Source organism: Streptomyces sp. NPDC048696, from assembly GCF_043198895.1.
GTDB lineage: Bacteria > Actinomycetota > Actinomycetes > Streptomycetales > Streptomycetaceae > Streptomyces.
Window position 1 is genome coordinate 155,496 of the sequence record NZ_JBICVJ010000012.1, and the last position, 14,896, is coordinate 170,391.

The 14,896-nt window shown below is 63.8% G+C and carries 17 protein-coding genes; 2 read left to right on the forward strand and 15 right to left on the reverse strand.

Annotated features, from left to right (window positions below; all coding sequences use genetic code 11):
- Window positions 1-136 precede the first annotated feature (136 nt).
- A complete protein-coding gene (locus ACGFRG_RS25440) occupies window positions 137-1,441 on the forward strand; it encodes a multiprotein-bridging factor 1 family protein (protein ID WP_393267500.1) in 1,305 nt (434 codons plus the stop codon).
- Window positions 1,442-1,458: 17 nt separating this feature from the next.
- Window positions 1,459-1,818 carry a hypothetical protein gene (locus tag ACGFRG_RS25445; RefSeq protein ID WP_393267503.1) on the forward strand — a complete coding sequence of 120 codons (360 nt, stop codon included), beginning with the start codon at window positions 1,459-1,461 and terminating at the stop codon, window positions 1,816-1,818.
- A gap of 57 nt (window positions 1,819-1,875) precedes the next feature.
- Here the strand turns inward: ACGFRG_RS25445 and ACGFRG_RS25450 are convergent, their stop codons facing one another.
- From ACGFRG_RS25450 to ACGFRG_RS25520, 15 genes are all read right to left on the reverse strand, one after another.
- Window positions 1,876-2,112 (reverse strand): hypothetical protein, encoded by a 237-nt coding sequence (locus ACGFRG_RS25450; protein ID WP_393267506.1) that lies wholly within the window; start codon window positions 2,110-2,112, stop codon window positions 1,876-1,878.
- The gene (locus ACGFRG_RS25455; RefSeq protein ID WP_393267509.1) at window positions 2,109-2,285 is read right to left on the reverse strand and encodes a hypothetical protein; all 177 of its coding nucleotides are present in this window, start codon (window positions 2,283-2,285) and stop codon (window positions 2,109-2,111) included. Before ACGFRG_RS25455 ends, ACGFRG_RS25450 begins: the two co-directional genes overlap by 4 nt.
- A gap of 636 nt (window positions 2,286-2,921) precedes the next feature.
- Window positions 2,922-3,731 carry a sigma-70 family RNA polymerase sigma factor gene (locus ACGFRG_RS25460; RefSeq protein WP_393267512.1) on the reverse strand — a complete coding sequence of 270 codons (810 nt, stop codon included), beginning with the start codon at window positions 3,729-3,731 and terminating at the stop codon, window positions 2,922-2,924.
- A gap of 501 nt (window positions 3,732-4,232) precedes the next feature.
- Window positions 4,233-6,086, reverse strand: coding sequence for a DNA polymerase (locus ACGFRG_RS25465; RefSeq protein WP_393267515.1), 1,854 nt, complete (start codon window positions 6,084-6,086; stop codon window positions 4,233-4,235).
- Window positions 6,087-6,153: 67 nt separating this feature from the next.
- Entirely contained in the window at window positions 6,154-8,589 is a 2,436-nt protein-coding gene (locus tag ACGFRG_RS25470) for a phage/plasmid primase, P4 family (protein ID WP_393267518.1), read from the reverse strand.
- Window positions 8,576-9,109, reverse strand: coding sequence for a hypothetical protein (locus ACGFRG_RS25475; RefSeq protein WP_393267520.1), 534 nt, complete (start codon window positions 9,107-9,109; stop codon window positions 8,576-8,578). The genes ACGFRG_RS25470 and ACGFRG_RS25475 overlap by 14 nt, the downstream gene beginning before the upstream one ends.
- A gap of 245 nt (window positions 9,110-9,354) precedes the next feature.
- Window positions 9,355-9,639, reverse strand: coding sequence for a hypothetical protein (locus tag ACGFRG_RS25480; protein WP_393267523.1), 285 nt, complete (start codon window positions 9,637-9,639; stop codon window positions 9,355-9,357).
- Window positions 9,632-10,114: a DNA (cytosine-5-)-methyltransferase gene (locus ACGFRG_RS25485; RefSeq protein ID WP_393267526.1), complete on the reverse strand. Its 483-nt coding sequence runs from the start codon at window positions 10,112-10,114 to the stop codon at window positions 9,632-9,634. The genes ACGFRG_RS25480 and ACGFRG_RS25485 overlap by 8 nt, the downstream gene beginning before the upstream one ends.
- Window positions 10,115-10,166: 52 nt before the next feature.
- Window positions 10,167-10,631, reverse strand: a complete 465-nt coding sequence (locus ACGFRG_RS25490; protein WP_393267528.1) for a DNA cytosine methyltransferase — start codon at window positions 10,629-10,631, stop codon at window positions 10,167-10,169.
- 114 nt (window positions 10,632-10,745) lie between these two features.
- The gene (locus tag ACGFRG_RS25495) at window positions 10,746-11,441 is read right to left on the reverse strand and encodes a hypothetical protein (RefSeq protein ID WP_393267531.1); all 696 of its coding nucleotides are present in this window, start codon (window positions 11,439-11,441) and stop codon (window positions 10,746-10,748) included.
- Between the two features lie 81 nt (window positions 11,442-11,522).
- Window positions 11,523-12,359 carry a hypothetical protein gene (locus tag ACGFRG_RS25500; protein WP_393267534.1) on the reverse strand — a complete coding sequence of 279 codons (837 nt, stop codon included), beginning with the start codon at window positions 12,357-12,359 and terminating at the stop codon, window positions 11,523-11,525.
- Between the two features lie 146 nt (window positions 12,360-12,505).
- Complete coding sequence (locus ACGFRG_RS25505; protein ID WP_393267536.1) at window positions 12,506-13,087, reverse strand: hypothetical protein; 582 nt, start codon at window positions 13,085-13,087, stop codon at window positions 12,506-12,508.
- On the reverse strand, window positions 13,084-13,320 hold the full coding sequence (locus tag ACGFRG_RS25510) for a hypothetical protein (protein ID WP_393267539.1): 237 nt from the start codon (window positions 13,318-13,320) through the stop codon (window positions 13,084-13,086). Before ACGFRG_RS25510 ends, ACGFRG_RS25505 begins: the two co-directional genes overlap by 4 nt.
- Before the next feature lie 171 nt (window positions 13,321-13,491).
- Entirely contained in the window at window positions 13,492-14,547 is a 1,056-nt protein-coding gene (locus ACGFRG_RS25515; RefSeq protein ID WP_393267542.1) for a peptidoglycan-binding protein, read from the reverse strand.
- A gap of 79 nt (window positions 14,548-14,626) precedes the next feature.
- On the reverse strand, window positions 14,627-14,881 hold the full coding sequence (locus ACGFRG_RS25520; RefSeq protein WP_393267545.1) for a hypothetical protein: 255 nt from the start codon (window positions 14,879-14,881) through the stop codon (window positions 14,627-14,629).
- Between the last annotated feature and the right edge of the window lie 15 nt (window positions 14,882-14,896).

Genomic DNA, 14,896 nt, shown 5'->3' on the forward strand with positions numbered 1-14,896 from the left:
CTGAGCTGTCGTTTCCCTAGGCAACTCCCAGCGGTTGAACAAGACCAGGGCGGACTCAATGCATTTGTCTTGCATCTCCAGTGCATTGGCCGTTCTGAGCTGGGAAGATGGCCGCGGACAGGTCGAAGGGGCAAGCATGGGACCACGAAAGGCTCTTGTGCGGCGCTGGAAAGCGCTCGGCTACAGTCAAGAGCGACTAGCTCAAGCCCTCGGGGTGGACACGACAACCGTCGGGCGATGGGGGCGGGGCCAAGGGGAGCCACAGGCGTACATCCGCCCGAAGCTTGCCGCGCGGCTGCAAGTCACGCTTGCCGAGCTGGACGAGTTACTGAAGCCAGAAGCGCCAGAGACCGAGTACCTACCCACTACGCACAAGGCGCAAGGGGCACTTGTCAGGTATGCAGCATCCGAGGACGACTTAGGTACGGGTGATCTTGACGAAATGATTCGGCGTGAGTTTCTACGATTGTTGACCGTCACGGGGACACTTGCCGCCCTACCGGTCACCAGCGACGCAGTCCCCGCCGATCACCCCTTGGCTACATCTGCAACCAACGACGTTGCAACGTACACCGCCGTGAACTCGCATCTGTGGCAGATCTTCGCCCTTGCCAAAACAAAGCGCACAACCCTACCGATGGTACATAGTCACGCGCGAGCCATTGCTGACAGCTTCGCCGACGTGCACACAGAAGGCGAACGGCAACAGCTCTGTTCCGTAGTCGGAGACCTATTTCAGCTAGCGGGCGAAATCCACTTCGATAGCAACAACTACACGGATGCCGCTCACTGTTACACCCTTGCGGCAAGTGCTGGTCGCGAGGCACGAAACCCAGACTTGTCAGCATGTGCGCTAACGCGCCATGCCTTCGTCAGCATCTACGAGCAGAGGCCCAGCGATGCCGCATCTCTACTCGCTGCCGCTGCCAAGGTAGCCAGCCAAGGTGACAGTCGACTATCAACCCGCCATTGGGTGGCAGCCGTCCAAGCAGAAGTATTCGCCAGTCTTGGCGACTTGAACGCTTGCAAGAGGGCGCTAGACCACGCCGAAGAAGTGCACACACTCAGCGGGCCGATACAGAACGGCGGATGGCTCCGGTTTGATGGGTCGCGCCTCGCCGAGGAGCGCGGCACATGCTACGTCAGACTTGGCCGTCTAGACCTGGCCGAGTTGGCACTAGCTGACGCACTCGGGCAGCCCATGTCTATGCGGCGACGCGGTAGCGTCCTAGCCGATCTCGCAACCCTAGGCGTTCAAAGGCGGGATATCGACCAGCTCGTTAGTTACGCGTCACAGGCCCTCGACCTAGCCTCACAGACCAAGTCCGGTTACATCGCACGTAAGTTGGAAGGCTTACAGGGGCAGCTACAACCCCTGCTGTCCGATAGACGCGTATCGGAGCTGAACGCCCAAATTTCGACACTCACCATGACCACCTGACCAACAAGGGAGCAGTCTTGCAGAGCGAGAACGGACGCATCTTCCGCGAGGCGTGGATTTCCGGCGTAACGAAGCATTACCCCGGAGAGCCGAAGTCGGGGTACGTCACCCCGTGGGAAGAGACCCCCGCGTGGGAGCGGGAAGCAGCCGCCGCGGTGTGCACGCAGGTGGCGGACTTCATCCGAGTAAGCAACGGGCAAACCTCCAAGCTATCCCGCGAACAGAAGGGGCGCTTCGTCGCCATTTGCTGGACTGCCCAAATCTACAAGCACTTTGAAGACCCTAAGCCGAGTTATGTCGCCGACTGGTCGGACCTGCCCGAGTGGCAACAGCAGACAGACGCAGACATCTTTGAAGCCATCGAACAAACCCGATAGCGACCAACCAGGCCCCGCCGCTTCCTCCCCCTTCGGAAGTGGCGGGGCTTCTCTGTGTCAGGCAGCGAGTCCGCTGGACTGGAACACCGCGCGGGCCCATGCGTCCGGCGGGCCCAGCTCGGGCGTGCGGTCGGTGACATAGACCCCCCAGCCCTTACGTCCGGGCACTCTGTGAACGCTGACCCCGTAGCGATCGGTCATGCCCGTGCGGCGCAGCGCAGCGGCGAGGCGGTGCATGTCGGCGACTGCCGCGGGTCTGGTCGTCCCGCCGAGGACGAGCATTCGCGCGCTCATGCCGCGAGCAGCAGGGTATGAGCGGGCATGTGCTGTCCGTACGCGCATCCCGTCCATGGCTCGTCCCACTGCACCCACATCCCCGTTTCGCTGCGGACCCACTCGACCGAGCCGGCGAGCCCTTCCGTCTGACGGTCCCGTGCCAGAACACGGAAACCGGTGTACTCGGCCATTGCACGCAGCAAACGAGCAACGGTCCCCCCTTGCGTCTCCAGGGCAACAGTCAGGTCCCGGCATGACCTGATACGCGTCTCCCCCAGCACGTCCGGCAGATCCGGACACTCCATCCACTTTCCCCCCGCGGTTCCCCCATGCGTCATGGGCACGATCACGGTTGCTCGAACACGGAACTCCTCGCAGTGCGTAACCATGATCCGACGTTAACCCACAGGTCTGACAACGGGAAGATCTTTACTTTCTGTGACTCAGGTCATGAACAGGTCATGCACAGGCAAGGTTCTGACCACGTACACGACGCCCTGCCTCGCGATTTGGTTGCGCAAGTCCGACATGACCTTGAGATCCGTAGCTTCAACAGAGTGTTGCACCGAACGCAGGAGACCCCCCGCCGAAGCGGGGGGCCATTACATAGAGTTACCTAGCCGGAATTGACTCACGGGGGAATGTTCGATTCGCGACCTGCGGCCTGACAGTCCGTCACATCTGGCGACTCAGGGAGCGTGTCACAGCCTCGCCGGTTCGACGCGTCACAGTGGCGACCGTCCGCCCCTCGGCATCCCGAACGTGAATATCCACCAGCGTGCCGCATCGCGTGATCTCGATGGTTCCGCCGTTGCGGGTCGGCAGGGTCACCACGACTGAGCCCCCGCCCGGTACAGCTCGGCGAAACGATTCTTCCCCTTCACGCGAGCTTGCTTGACCTGGTACGGCGTCACGCCCATGTCGTCGGCAAGCACCGCATCCGGCCCGTCCCCGTAGTACCCGACCGGCGCTATGCCGTGGTCGGCCTTGAGTACGTGGCGCTGCCGCTCGCTCAACAGCCCTAGAACGCGGTGGACTTGGGACCTGACTGCCTTACGTGTGGCGGTCTCATAGTCCCGCGGTTCCAGCAGATCCGCCGGTACGCCGATCTCGGACGCGAGCACGTCCCCAAGGGTTACGAGCTCGCCATCGGCGTCATCTTCGTACAGATGGTCAAGCGATTCCGTCCCGAGCCATGAGCGCAACGCAGCGTAGGCGCGATCTCGGGTCATCTTTCGCGGCCCCATGGCGTCCGTAATCGCGATTCGGACTGCTGCGTACGGGTCGCCGGCTGCGATCTCTATCGCCCGCTCAAAATCCTTTGCGGTGGCGGGGCTGACTCCGGGGCAGGTAATTTCACGACGGTGCTCCGTCATCGCGGAGCGCAAAGCCATCTCAACATAGTTCAGGAACTCGCCGCGCCCAGACCCTTCAAACTTTTCGAGTGATTCCCAGATGCGGATTCGACCCGCCTGCGCGAGATCGTCCACAATGTCATAATCGGTCCGCCCTCCACGGGTCGCATAGTCTAGGGCTCGACTGACAATGAGAGAATCCAATTTGTCTATCAGCGCAGATATTGCCGAACCATCGCTACCCTTGGCAGCAGAGATCATTTCCTCGGTCAGGTGCGTCATTGAGCATTGCTCCGTACTCGGGTGGCTTTGCTCTCACGGGAGAGCGGTGGTTTCCCGGAACGGGGCATGAGGGGTCCACAAAGACCCCAAGGCCATTACTCAATGCGCATGGATAAGGGCATGAAAAAGCCCCGTCCCGGGTGGTGCAGGACGGGGCTTGCGCATTGCCTTATCGCTGCTGAATTCAAGGTTTCGCCTGAAACGCAGACAGCGGCAAAGGTGTTACTACGGACTTACTGGGACAGATACGGGCAGAGCTTTCGACTTGTGACCCAAGTCGAGATCTTTCGGTCACACCGTGTGAAAATTCCGTGTGCGCATCCTTCCTAGGGATGATCTGACAGCTTGGTCACCAGGACTTGAGCACGACAAAAGGCCCCCGCAGTGATCTATCTGTGATCTTGATGGATGCAACCGCGGGGGCCGTTCATTGGTCTTACTTGTTCACTTTTTGGTGACTCTCGGTGCTGGATATCCGGCGGTAACGCGAACGGACCGTGACTAGTAGTCGGCTCCATAGAGGCTGCCCCACGACCGTCCGCCTATCTCTGCTGCTGCCTCGATGGGGACTCCGTACAGAGTCCACGTCATGCACCGCTCGAACTCCCGGGCGATCTCTTCCGCTTCCTTCCGCGGCGCTGACGCCAACAGCTCGTCATGAATAGGCAAGCGACAGAATTCGAGCAGGCCAGCAGACTCAACATTCAGCATGGCTTGCCCGAGAACGTCTCTCGCGACGCTTTGGCAGGCGTAATTGACTACGGCGTATGTGCGGTCCCGGTCGAGCGGTAGCCGACGCCCCGTTGCCGACACGAAAACCATGCCGTTCTGGAATGCCTGACGCTGCCAGCGCGAGGACGCGCGTTTGATCTCAGGAAAAGCTCTGTCATAGGCGGCTACAGCCTGTGCAATCTCGTCTTCAGTGGCACCGGTCTGCCTCGCAATCGTCCGGATGCCACCACCGTAAACCTTCCCGAAACCCGCCCCCTTGAATACCTTCCGATCCTTGGGGGTGGCAGCGTCGCCCTTGATCAGGCGAGCGGTATAGGCGTGAATATCGAACTTCTCGCCACCGCTAAGGAATCCCTCTTTCATCTTGCGCACGTCCGCAAGGGCAGCCAAGACCCGCATTTCGATTGCCTGAAAGTCGGTGCTGATCATGACGTGTCCGGGCTCGGCGAGGATCGCGCGCCGGATGACGTGATCCGAACTCGGAAGCTGGTGCAGCCCGTCCGTCACCGACATACGGCCTGTGCGCGCCGCGAGGGGCGATATCACCGGGTGGATGCGTCCCGCGGCGGACAGCTTGTTCATGAACCGGTCGGCGTAGCTGGTGCCCCACTTGCTTGCCCGCTTGGCCCGAAGTACCGCGTACGCCAACGGATTTGGCTCGCGGGCCCCGATGCGCTGCCAGTCCCGGTCAAGGTCGGCGAGCGGCAACAGGACGTGTTTGTCTACCTTGAGCGCGCCCGCGTCAGTCCGCTCGGTCAGCGTCTCGCCCATGCCTTGCAGCGCTTCCGCCACTTGGGCAGGGCTGCCGACCGACGCGACTCCGTACCGGGCTGCAACCGCGCCGTACTTCGCTGTCTCCTCGGCGAGCCGGCGAGCGAGCGGGGCCGCATAGTCCTGGTCCACCAGTAGCCCCGTGCGCTGCATGACCGCGCACAGCCTCGCTATTTCGTGCTCGTACGTGACGAGCTGGTCCCGCACGCCGAGCCGCACCAGCTCGCGCCGCAGTACGGGGGCGAGCCGAGCCGTCAGGATCACGTCGAGACCGGCGTAAAGGAGGTAGGTCGGGTGGGTGAGCGGGATTCCGGCCCATCCGGTGTCTTTGGTCAGCCCGAGCGAGTTGAAGACCTTTGTAAGCCCGCCCTGAGTATCCGGGGCCGCGGGGTCAATCCACTTCGCCGAAAGGGGCTTGAGCGCCGTTCCTGCCCCGCCCTCTTGGGGCTGCCTCGGATCGCAGAGCGCCGCAAGGATGCGGGTATCTGTGGTCGATTCGGCGAGGTCTTCCAGAGGAATTCCCGCACACTGCCCCAGGACGAGCCAGTCAAACGACGCGTTGTGGATCATGATTTCCCGGCAACGCAGCAGCGCGTCACGGGCATAACTGGCGTGGTATCCGCCCCGCTCGTACAGCAATACCCACGCGTCTCGCTCGTCACCAAATTGCACCGTGCGGAGCCGAAACGACAGGCTGAATATCTCAAGACCCGTGGTTTCGGTGTCAATGGCGATCGGGCCCCGTTCCCGTGCCTCATATAGCCACTTCCAGAACTCGCCGAGATCTTCCGTCGTCTCGGGCACGCGGACGGTCACGTGCTCGCCGGCTATCTCGTGTCGAAGTGTGATCATGCTTCCCCCCTGAAAACAAAAATGGGGCCGCCCACCTGGTGTAGGTGAACGGCCCCGAGTGCGCGCGTTAGTTGGCGAAGATCCCCGGCCCGACCGCATCGGGGCTCGCGTCAGCGAGGCGTAGCCCGCCCAGAGAAATGCCCTTGTTGGTGCGCTTCTTTGTGGCTCCGCGTTCCTCCATTGCCGAGTAGAAAGCCTGACGAGTCCACCGTTCCTTAAGCGGAAGGTTCTCGGCCTCGCACCATTCGAGATACGTGTTAAAAACCTCGTTGCCGCTCATGGTCACCGCGTCGTCGGCCCATTCCAGAACCCCCGGCAGGAAGCCCGCGAGCGGGTCTGACGTCTCGCGGTACTCCTGGCTTGCACCCGTGATGAGCTGCGGGTCTTGCAGTCCGCCCCGGTACCACTCGACTGCCCCGCGTACCGCCCACGCGGCAATGCCCTCGGACTCGGCGAGCAGCTTCCTGTCTAGGGAAGGGTCGCGCTCGTCGGGGGCAAACCATCGCGTGAACGGAATCAATTTGACGCGTCGCCAAAGCCCCTCATCCTGTGACTTAAACTTGGGCTTATGGTTCGTAGCGAGGAGCAGCAGGAAGGACGGGCGGAACTCGAAATATTCCTGCCGCAGGAACCGGGCCGAGATCATGTCCTTACCGGTGACCCGCTTAAGGATGGATTCCGACATGGCCTTACCGGACTCGCCCTCGGACGCCATCACGAGCCGTGCCCCGCGGAGCGCTGCAATATCGTTCGGGATACCGCCGCTCTTGCGTTCCTCGAACGTGCTAAACGGCGTGGTGCGAGAGATCGCACGGAACACAGACGTAAGGGTGTCCACAAGTACCGACTTGCCGTTTGCACCCTTCCCCCAGAGCACGCCGAAACTCTGTTCCGTAGTGTGTCCGGTCACGCCGTACCCGACCATGCGTTGGATATAGGCGGGCATGTCGTCCATGCCGGGAAAGACTTCCTGTAGGAAGCTCTCCCATCGGGGACAGGTGGCGTTCGGGTTGTAGTTGAGATCGAGCCGGTACGTCAGTAGGTCGGCCTGGTCGTGCGGGCGCAGCAGACCCGTACGGAGATCTACGGTGCCGTTCTTGAAGTTGATCAGATCGGGCCGGTTGTCAAAGTCGGTGGCTTCAATGGACACGCTCGGCACAGAACACAACTCGGTCAGAAGCGCGTCAATGCGGGTCGTCATAGTGAATCCGCGCGCTAGCTGGTTCTGCCCCGCAAGAACGAGAGCGGCCCCCATACGGTGGATTTCCTGCCTCACCCGCAGATCGGAGCGCACCCATACCGAGCCGTTCCATGTGTAGAACCCGAGCCCCGGGGCGTGGCGAATGGTGCCGTTGGTGAACGCGACCAGGGCGTGAGCGTTCATGGCGTCGCTCTCGCCGTACTGGCCCACCAGGTCCGACAGGATGCGCGCCGCTTCGCTGCCCTGGTCGCGGGACACCGAGTCGGCTCCGGTGCGGTTGGCCAACTCCGCGGACCGCTCGGCCTCTTGAACCTCTGCGGTGTCCCTCGCGGGTCGGGCCGACTTGACCGCGCGGTGCAGCGCATCGGGAAACGCGGACGGGTCCCGCTCGCGCCATGCGGTCAGGTCGTCGCCCTGGTGCGGGATGTCGAGCACGTACGCCGTGACCCCGTGGGCGGACAGCCCCTCGGCGAGGCGGGCCGAAAACCCGTTGCCCGCACGGTCGTTGTCGCCGCACAGGATGACCAGCGAGCCCCGCAGACCCTCGGCAAGTTCGTGCACCAGCTCGGGCGAGCCGGCGAGCGAGGCACCGCGCACGGCCACCGCGTCATAGCCGACCCCTACGGCCGTGAGTCCGTCCCCGGGGCCCTCGGTGATCAGGACCGTGCCCCAACCGCCCGTGCCACGCATCACGCCGTACGGCGCCCAACGGTGCCCGCGAGGGTTGATCAGGGACAGCCACCGCCCCGGACACTTGCCGGTCAGGTCCCGTCCCTGTAGCCCCCGGGTCACTCCGTCGAATCCGACCAGGGGCACGGTCAGCCGTGCGAACGAGCGGTAGGCGCGGGAGAGATAGGGGAAGCCCTCGCCGGCTGTCCCGTCATCCACGCCGAGCCCGAGTTCCGCGGCGGTGTCCATGTCGAGCCCGAAGCGGTCAGTGAGATAGTCCCGGGCCCGCGCGGGCCACTCGGCCGCGTAGTCGCCGAGGGCGAGCGAGGCACGGTCCCCGTACGTGGCGAGTGCGGCAGTGAGCGCGACGGGGACGAGCTGCGGGCGCTCGGCCGGAACGGTCGCCCCGGGGCCGGTCGCGTCGAACAGGTCCCCCCATCCGAGCCGTACCGCTGCGATCACGTCGGCGGTGTCGCAGCCTGTCCGACAGGTCATGCGGACTTTGTTGTCCTCGCCCCGCCATATACGGAGTGAGGGGCGCGAGTCCTGGTGTGCGGGGCACAGTGCCGCATAGCCCCCGTCGCCCTCGGCGGTCACCTGGTCGAAGCGGTCGAGCAGATCAGCGAACAGCATGGGCCACCCCCGCGACCGGCACGTTGCGGCGGTAGTCGTCCACCAGGTGAGCGAAGTCCCGAAGCGTGGTCGTCAGATACCAGCGGCCCGAGTCGAGCCCGCGCAGCGAGACCGACCAGCCGTAGAGCGCCGCGAACTCATCCGTAGGCATCCCGAGGGCGAGCCGCATACGGGTCCACGTCCGGACCGACACATGCACACGGCCTACAGCGGTCCCGGAGCCGCGTACCTTCTGCGCGACCACTCCGAACGGGAATCCCGCGTGCACCGCCTCGACTTCCGCCTGTCGAATCCACGTCGGCACGGCGGTAGTTGCGGTGTTCTTCGCTTCCAGCACGAACGGAACACAGTGGATATCGCCCACGTCCCGAGCGCCTTCCTGCGCGGCACGGCGGACGTTGCCCGCGTGGAACGGGTCAAGGAACGCCCCGCGCTCGTCCACCAGGCCGAGAAAGCGGTTCAGGTAGTCGCGAATGCTCGACTCCCACGCGGTCCCCTTCTGCTTGTTCGGGTTAGCCAAGGTCGGCCCCCTGATGGATGACACAACCCCGGGCCATAGCGTGTGCTGCCGCAGCGAGATACCTAATCCAGTCCTCGCGCTGCTTCCATCCGGGCATGAGGAACAGCTCATCCCCTGCACTGAGTTCGCGAATGTCCCCAAGGGGTGGCGCATACTCGGCACTGATTTCGTAGATCATTGGTCCCCTCATGCGAAAGGGCCGGACAGCACCACATCGGGTACGTCCGGCCCTTCCTCGTTGCGTGTTACTGGTCGCGCTCGCCCGTCACGTTCGGAATCAGCAGACGGACATGTTCCGTAGTGATCCACTCCTTACGGAGTGAGCGGCGCTTGGCGAATCCGGATTCCGTACCGGTCGGCTGCACGCGCAGCATGGGCCGTAGCCGACCGTCCACCAGCCGCGTAGTCACTCGGTCAATGATTCCGTCGGCGACCCGGACCCGATTCCCCTGCCGCGAGCCGTAGTTGACGAGATCACCCCGGTACAGCTCCTCGCCCCCGTAGTCGGTGACGACCCCCCGTTTAGCCATGCTCGGACCCCTCCTTGTAGTTCAGTAGATGCAGGTAGGCAGCGAAAGCCTGTTGACTGACCACACCATTTCCAACCGCCTTTAGCTGTCTTGCGCGATTGAGCCCCGGGATATGCGTGATCCAGCCCCGCGGCAGCCCCATAAGCCACTCAGCAAACACGGACGCGAGACGACGACCACCGCGCGGGCCGAACTCAACCGGAATCGGAGCCGGCGAGCCCATCAGGGTTTCCCAACGGTGTACCGCTGGCCCGTACTCGGCCCACCATTCCGGCGGGCTGTGAAAAGCGCCCGGAGTTTCCTCGGCAACGTCTGGATCAACGGGCAACAGGAACGAAACCTCGTCATCGAGCGTCGGCCCATGACCGCCCGCACGCCGCTTATCCGGGTGTTGTGGCGCCCCGTTGCTGCCCAAATTCGCGGTCGGCGTCTTGAACAGCGTGTGTGCGCGTTCCTTGTCGAATAGCCGCGCCACGGCGGTAACGAGATCCTGCCCGCCGCTACCCTGCCGATCATCCCTCGCGAAATCAGGTCCCTTCGTGGCGTCCGACGCGAGCGGAGTCGGAAGCAGGGGTGGCGATGAGGAACCATCTATCTCGGTGGTGGGCGGCTCCAACTGCGGACGCCCGATGGCAACACCATCGCGTGTCATACCGTGCCTCGGCCAGTCCCGCGAGTACGTGCGCAAGGCCCCGGTTTCGGATGGCGGATACGTTCTCCAGGAAAACGAGCCGTGGTCGAAGAACGCGAATGGACCCGAGAACGCTTTCCCAGATACCCGACCTCTCGCCATGAATACCCGCCCTCTTCCCTGCATTGGAAATGTCCTGGCAGGGGAACCCTGCCGTAATGATGTCCACCTCTCCCGTGATGGTGGCCCAATCAAATTGGGTAATGTCTCCGATATTGCGTGCGTGCGGATAGCGGGTCGCCAGGATCAAAGACGCGTACGGATCAATCTCCGCGACGATCTTGATCCTGTCCCCGGTCATAGCCTCAACGGCCCGACCGATGCCCCCGTATCCGGCGCACAGCTCAAGAATTGGGATGCGCTTTCCCCTGTGAAAGAGGGGCCCCGAGATCAGTCCCGGGGGCCCCTCGGCTGGCTAGAACTTCGGCTCTGCAATCGCGTCATGCCACGACTTGAGAACGCGGATAGACGGCTTGCGGTAAGACACGTCACGGCCCTTCTTCGTGGTGTACTCGACCAGCTCTAGCGACAGCTCGGTGAGAGCTTCCCCGCTCACCTTGTTCAGGGCGTTCTCTACCTCGTGCAGGACTTCGGCGAGCTTCCACGAACCGGTCTGGAGACGGAAAACGCCAAGGTCGTAATCCTCGGCGAGCCGGAACGTTACGGAAATGGACGGACCCGGACCCCGCTTGGCCTTATGGGCTGCCTTGCGGTCCTCCATGAGCGGCGGGCAGCCGCACGGCTTGCCCTTGTCCAGTTCCGGGGAAAGGAACTCGATACCGTCGCAGTGGTGAATGAGAACGTTGCCGTTCCACAGCTTGAGGTCCGACGTAATAGCGTCCGGGCCGGAAAGAACGGCCTTGACCTTATCGGTGCCGGTCATGATCTCGATGTAGTTTTCCGACGTGGAATCCGTCTCGACCGGAGTTCCGCCGATGAGCTGCGCGATAGCCGCGGCAACGTCAGGGTCGCCGGTCGTCACACGCCACTCGGAAAGCGCGACCGGTACGCCGTTCTCCTGACGGCCGCCATGGAAGCGGCCCACGGTGTCATCGGAAAACGTTGACGTGGGCTTGGCGGACGGGTCGGTCTCGAAGATGCGAATAGCCATGTGGTGTGTTCCCCCTGGTTTTGGGCATGAAAAAAGGCGGACCGTGGATTACGGCTCGCCTGGTCTTGTGGTGCGGTGCTGCTATGCGGCTCGGCGCTGCGTTCCCGTGATGAGCCGGCGGACACTCTGCGCAATCGGGCTACCGAACACGGTCTTACTGATCTCACGGTCCCACTGGAAGACATGGCGCAGCGTCAGAAAGACATTGAAGATCTCTTCGTCAATCCGAACGGGCTTGAAAACCCAGCCTTCCGGAGTGATGTGGAGAACCGCCGCGCCGTCCACCTTCGGCATGGGCTCGGACGTGCCATCGGGCGCAATGATCCGGTCAGCGTGCGCATAGGCCGAGAGCTGTAGCGCAACGTCTGGATACGCCGACTTGCTCGTCTTCCAGTCCACCAAGAGCGTGTGCCACTCGCCATTTTCGTGGTCGGGCTTTCCGTCCTCGCCGAGCCGGACGCGCACCAGGGCGTCAAAGCTGCCCGCGTACTGGTGCTCGTCCGACCAACACACGTCCTCGGCCCGGATGAGCTGCGGGCGCACAGCGAGGAGAAATTCCGCGAACCCGAGCCGGTACGGCTCTAGGTCCGGGTGCACACGGCCGATCTCTTCCAGCCGGATCATGCGTTCAAAAAGGTCGTGCGCATCACTGCCAACCTTGGCGCGCAGACTGGTGTACCGCGTGTGCGCGTTGCGCAGGAAATCTACGGCGCCCGCGGGGTCGCGCTCGGCGATAGACCGCACAGCGTCCAGGTTATCGACCGCCGTTTCTGCGGTCATACGGGCGGCCCAGAAGGTCAGGAACGGCTTAGGAAGCATCCCGACGACGCTGGTTACTCCGGGCACCTTCTCGGCGCTCTGCGGGTCGATATAGAAGCGGCTACCACCGCGCTTGATAGTCCGGATGGTTCCGGGCATGGGTATCCCCTCGGGGTAGTTGGTTGGGTGGGTCCAGCAGAGCGAGGGGTGACAGAGTGACGAGTTCTCTAGCTTTTTTGGAACACCAAGAAAAACAAGAGAAAAAGGGAAGTTGGGGTCACTCTCGCCACCCCGTCACGCGCTGGTCAGCAGCGGGGAACAGCGAGGCGGTCCGCCATGGCGTACAGCTCGTCGAGCGAGCCCGTGTTGGTGACCGTCACGTCCGCTGGGTACGTGTCTAGGTCGAGTTCGGAGACGTGCCGTGCGGCCTCGCCCCCGGCGGTCGCCCCGGGCCGCTCGATCCGGACCATGAGCGCACCCGCCGCGCGCAGTGCATCCGCCTCGTTGGCGTAGCGCACATCGGAGACGACCACGGGCAGAGACCATTGGTCGGCGGTCGCCACTTTGTCCAGCGCCATGCGCAGCCAGAAACCGGGGTCCTCCCCGCGGACTGCCTCACCGAGTCGTTGCAGCGTCCGCCGTACCTCCGGATAGCTGTTCTTCGCGCGGTCCCATCCGTACCGTTTCACCACGTCAGACAGACGGATCGGAAGCGCACCGTAGGACGTGCCCTCGGCCCCGATGATCGGGTCTAGCCGCATCGCGGATTCCTTGAGCGGGTCGGCGAACGCGACGCGAACAAACTGGTGCCGCCGGACGAGCCGAGCGGCCACGGTGTCTTTGCCGGAGCCCGCTCGACCCATGAGAGCGACGTGCCGAAAGCTCACGCCGTGGGCTCGTCGTCGGCCTGGTGCTCGTCGGCCTGGTCGTCGTCCTCGCCGGCTACGGCGGTCTTACGGTCCTCGGTGCGCTGGACAGCCTCACCGGTACCGAGCACCGCGGCGACCAGGCCGAGGACGAGCGCGCTCGGCAGCTCGGGCACGTAGTGCGCCACCAGGGCAAGAGCGGCGACCGCCACGGCGTAGATACGGGCAGGGTGCTGCCGAATGAACGTGATCAAGGTGTCCCCCTTGTTGTTGCTGTGCGTGTGTAGAAGCGGGCCGAGCGGGTCAGCTGACAGCCGGTCGGAACCGGGGCAGCACGGACCACCGCTCGGCACGCTGTGTGATGGGTGTGGGCTTGTCGGCCCCGAGCTGGTCCCGGCAATTCGGGCAGCCGTGACGGGATGTGGTCAGGCAGCCGGAACGCGCAGCGCGTCCCACGTCTTGGCTCCGGGCCACCCGTCCGCGTCGCCCCCCGAAAAGCCCTGCTTTCGCTGCCATGCTGCGTACGAGTTCCGGTCCGAGTCGGTCCACTGCGGGCCCGGACCGTCCGAGTAGCGCCCGCAGCCCTCGGTGACCAGCCGGCGACCCATGGCAGTGATCAGCGCGCTACGCGGCTCGTCCCGGAACCAGTCGCTACCCGGGAACGGGGCGAACCCGCCCGCGCTGCCGCCGAACTCACTCAGCAGCTTGCGGAGTTGGAGCGGTCCGGGGATTCCGTCGGCGTTCGCGGTGTCGCCGATCTTGAGCTGGTAGGCGCGCATGGACTCGGTGTCGGCGCTCGTCCAGTTCGGCCCCGGACCCTCGGAGTAGTGCGAGCAGCCCGCCCGGACGAGCGCGCGGCCCATGCGGGTGATGTGCTCGCCGGACGAGCCCGGACCGTAGCTCTCGCCGTCGATGGTCACGGCCCCGCCCCCGGACGGCTCCGGGACAGGCTCGCCCCCGGCGGCCCGCACGATGCCGGGAAAGATCACGTTGCGGAACTGCGCCTGTCGCGCGTCTCCGGGGCACGCAGTTCCGCCGTCCGACCACTGCGAGAACATGCGGTGCGTACCAAAGCCCGGGTCGTCGTGGCTGCGGCAGATGCGCAGCGGTACGCCGTGCGTCTGGTGCATCCACACACCGAGCCGGATCAGCGCGGCAACCTGTGCATCAGTCCACGCGTCGGTGTGGTCCATGTTGCTCGCGGACTCGACCGAAACGGCCCCGGACCCGTCGCTGCGACGGTTGGCGTACATGTTCGCGTCGGCCCTGGTCTCGGTGCCGATGTACTGGAACATATCTCCGCCGAACTCGACAAAGAAATGGCTCTCAAGATTGGTCGAGTCACGCCAGTATTCGTAAGTGCGCTGCCCGGTCCACGGAGCCGCAACACTGTGCAAAATCAACTGTGTTGGGCGGATGGCGGGCTGCGCGTCGCTCTCCGGCTGTAGCTCCCACTTGCGTGCGTTGGGATACCAGGCCATATGTGTTTCCCCCTCGTTTGGGCATGAAAAAGCCCCGCCCGGTAGACCCGGAACGGGGCTGGTATTCGGTGTGGTGGCTCTAGCCAGCCACCTTCGCCACGGTGAGACCCGCGGCAACTACGGTCGCCACAGCGGTAATCAGGGCGACGGGCAACACGAACTTGCCTCGTTCGCTCTCCAGACCCCGTATGCGGGTCTCGTGATCCTCTAGCGTCTCGTCCACGCTTTCCCCCTGCTGCCCGAGCGACCGCACGTCTTCCCGGAGCCCGATCACTTCGTGATAGATCTCGCGGGCTCCGATGCGGACCGCTAGCGGGTCCTGGTCGTCTTGCACGTCTCCCCCTTACTG

Bases quoted from the DNA above. Each gene is read 5' to 3' on its own strand.
- ACGFRG_RS25440 (WP_393267500.1), top strand. From the start codon at position 137: ATGGGACCACGAAAGGCTCTTGTGCGGCGCTGGAAAGCGCTCGGCTAC.
- ACGFRG_RS25450 (WP_393267506.1), bottom strand. From the start codon at position 2,112: ATGAGCGCGCGAATGCTCGTCCTCGGCGGGACGACCAGACCCGCGGCA.
- ACGFRG_RS25455 (WP_393267509.1), bottom strand. From the start codon at position 2,285: ATGGCCGAGTACACCGGTTTCCGTGTTCTGGCACGGGACCGTCAGACG.
- ACGFRG_RS25460 (WP_393267512.1), bottom strand. From the start codon at position 3,731: ATGACGCACCTGACCGAGGAAATGATCTCTGCTGCCAAGGGTAGCGAT.
- ACGFRG_RS25465 (WP_393267515.1), bottom strand. From the start codon at position 6,086: ATGATCACACTTCGACACGAGATAGCCGGCGAGCACGTGACCGTCCGC.
- ACGFRG_RS25470 (WP_393267518.1), bottom strand. From the start codon at position 8,589: ATGCTGTTCGCTGATCTGCTCGACCGCTTCGACCAGGTGACCGCCGAG.
- ACGFRG_RS25480 (WP_393267523.1), bottom strand. From the start codon at position 9,639: ATGGCTAAACGGGGGGTCGTCACCGACTACGGGGGCGAGGAGCTGTAC.
- ACGFRG_RS25490 (WP_393267528.1), bottom strand. From the start codon at position 10,631: ATGACCGGGGACAGGATCAAGATCGTCGCGGAGATTGATCCGTACGCG.
- ACGFRG_RS25495 (WP_393267531.1), bottom strand. From the start codon at position 11,441: ATGGCTATTCGCATCTTCGAGACCGACCCGTCCGCCAAGCCCACGTCA.
- ACGFRG_RS25500 (WP_393267534.1), bottom strand. From the start codon at position 12,359: ATGCCCGGAACCATCCGGACTATCAAGCGCGGTGGTAGCCGCTTCTAT.
- ACGFRG_RS25515 (WP_393267542.1), bottom strand. From the start codon at position 14,547: ATGGCCTGGTATCCCAACGCACGCAAGTGGGAGCTACAGCCGGAGAGC.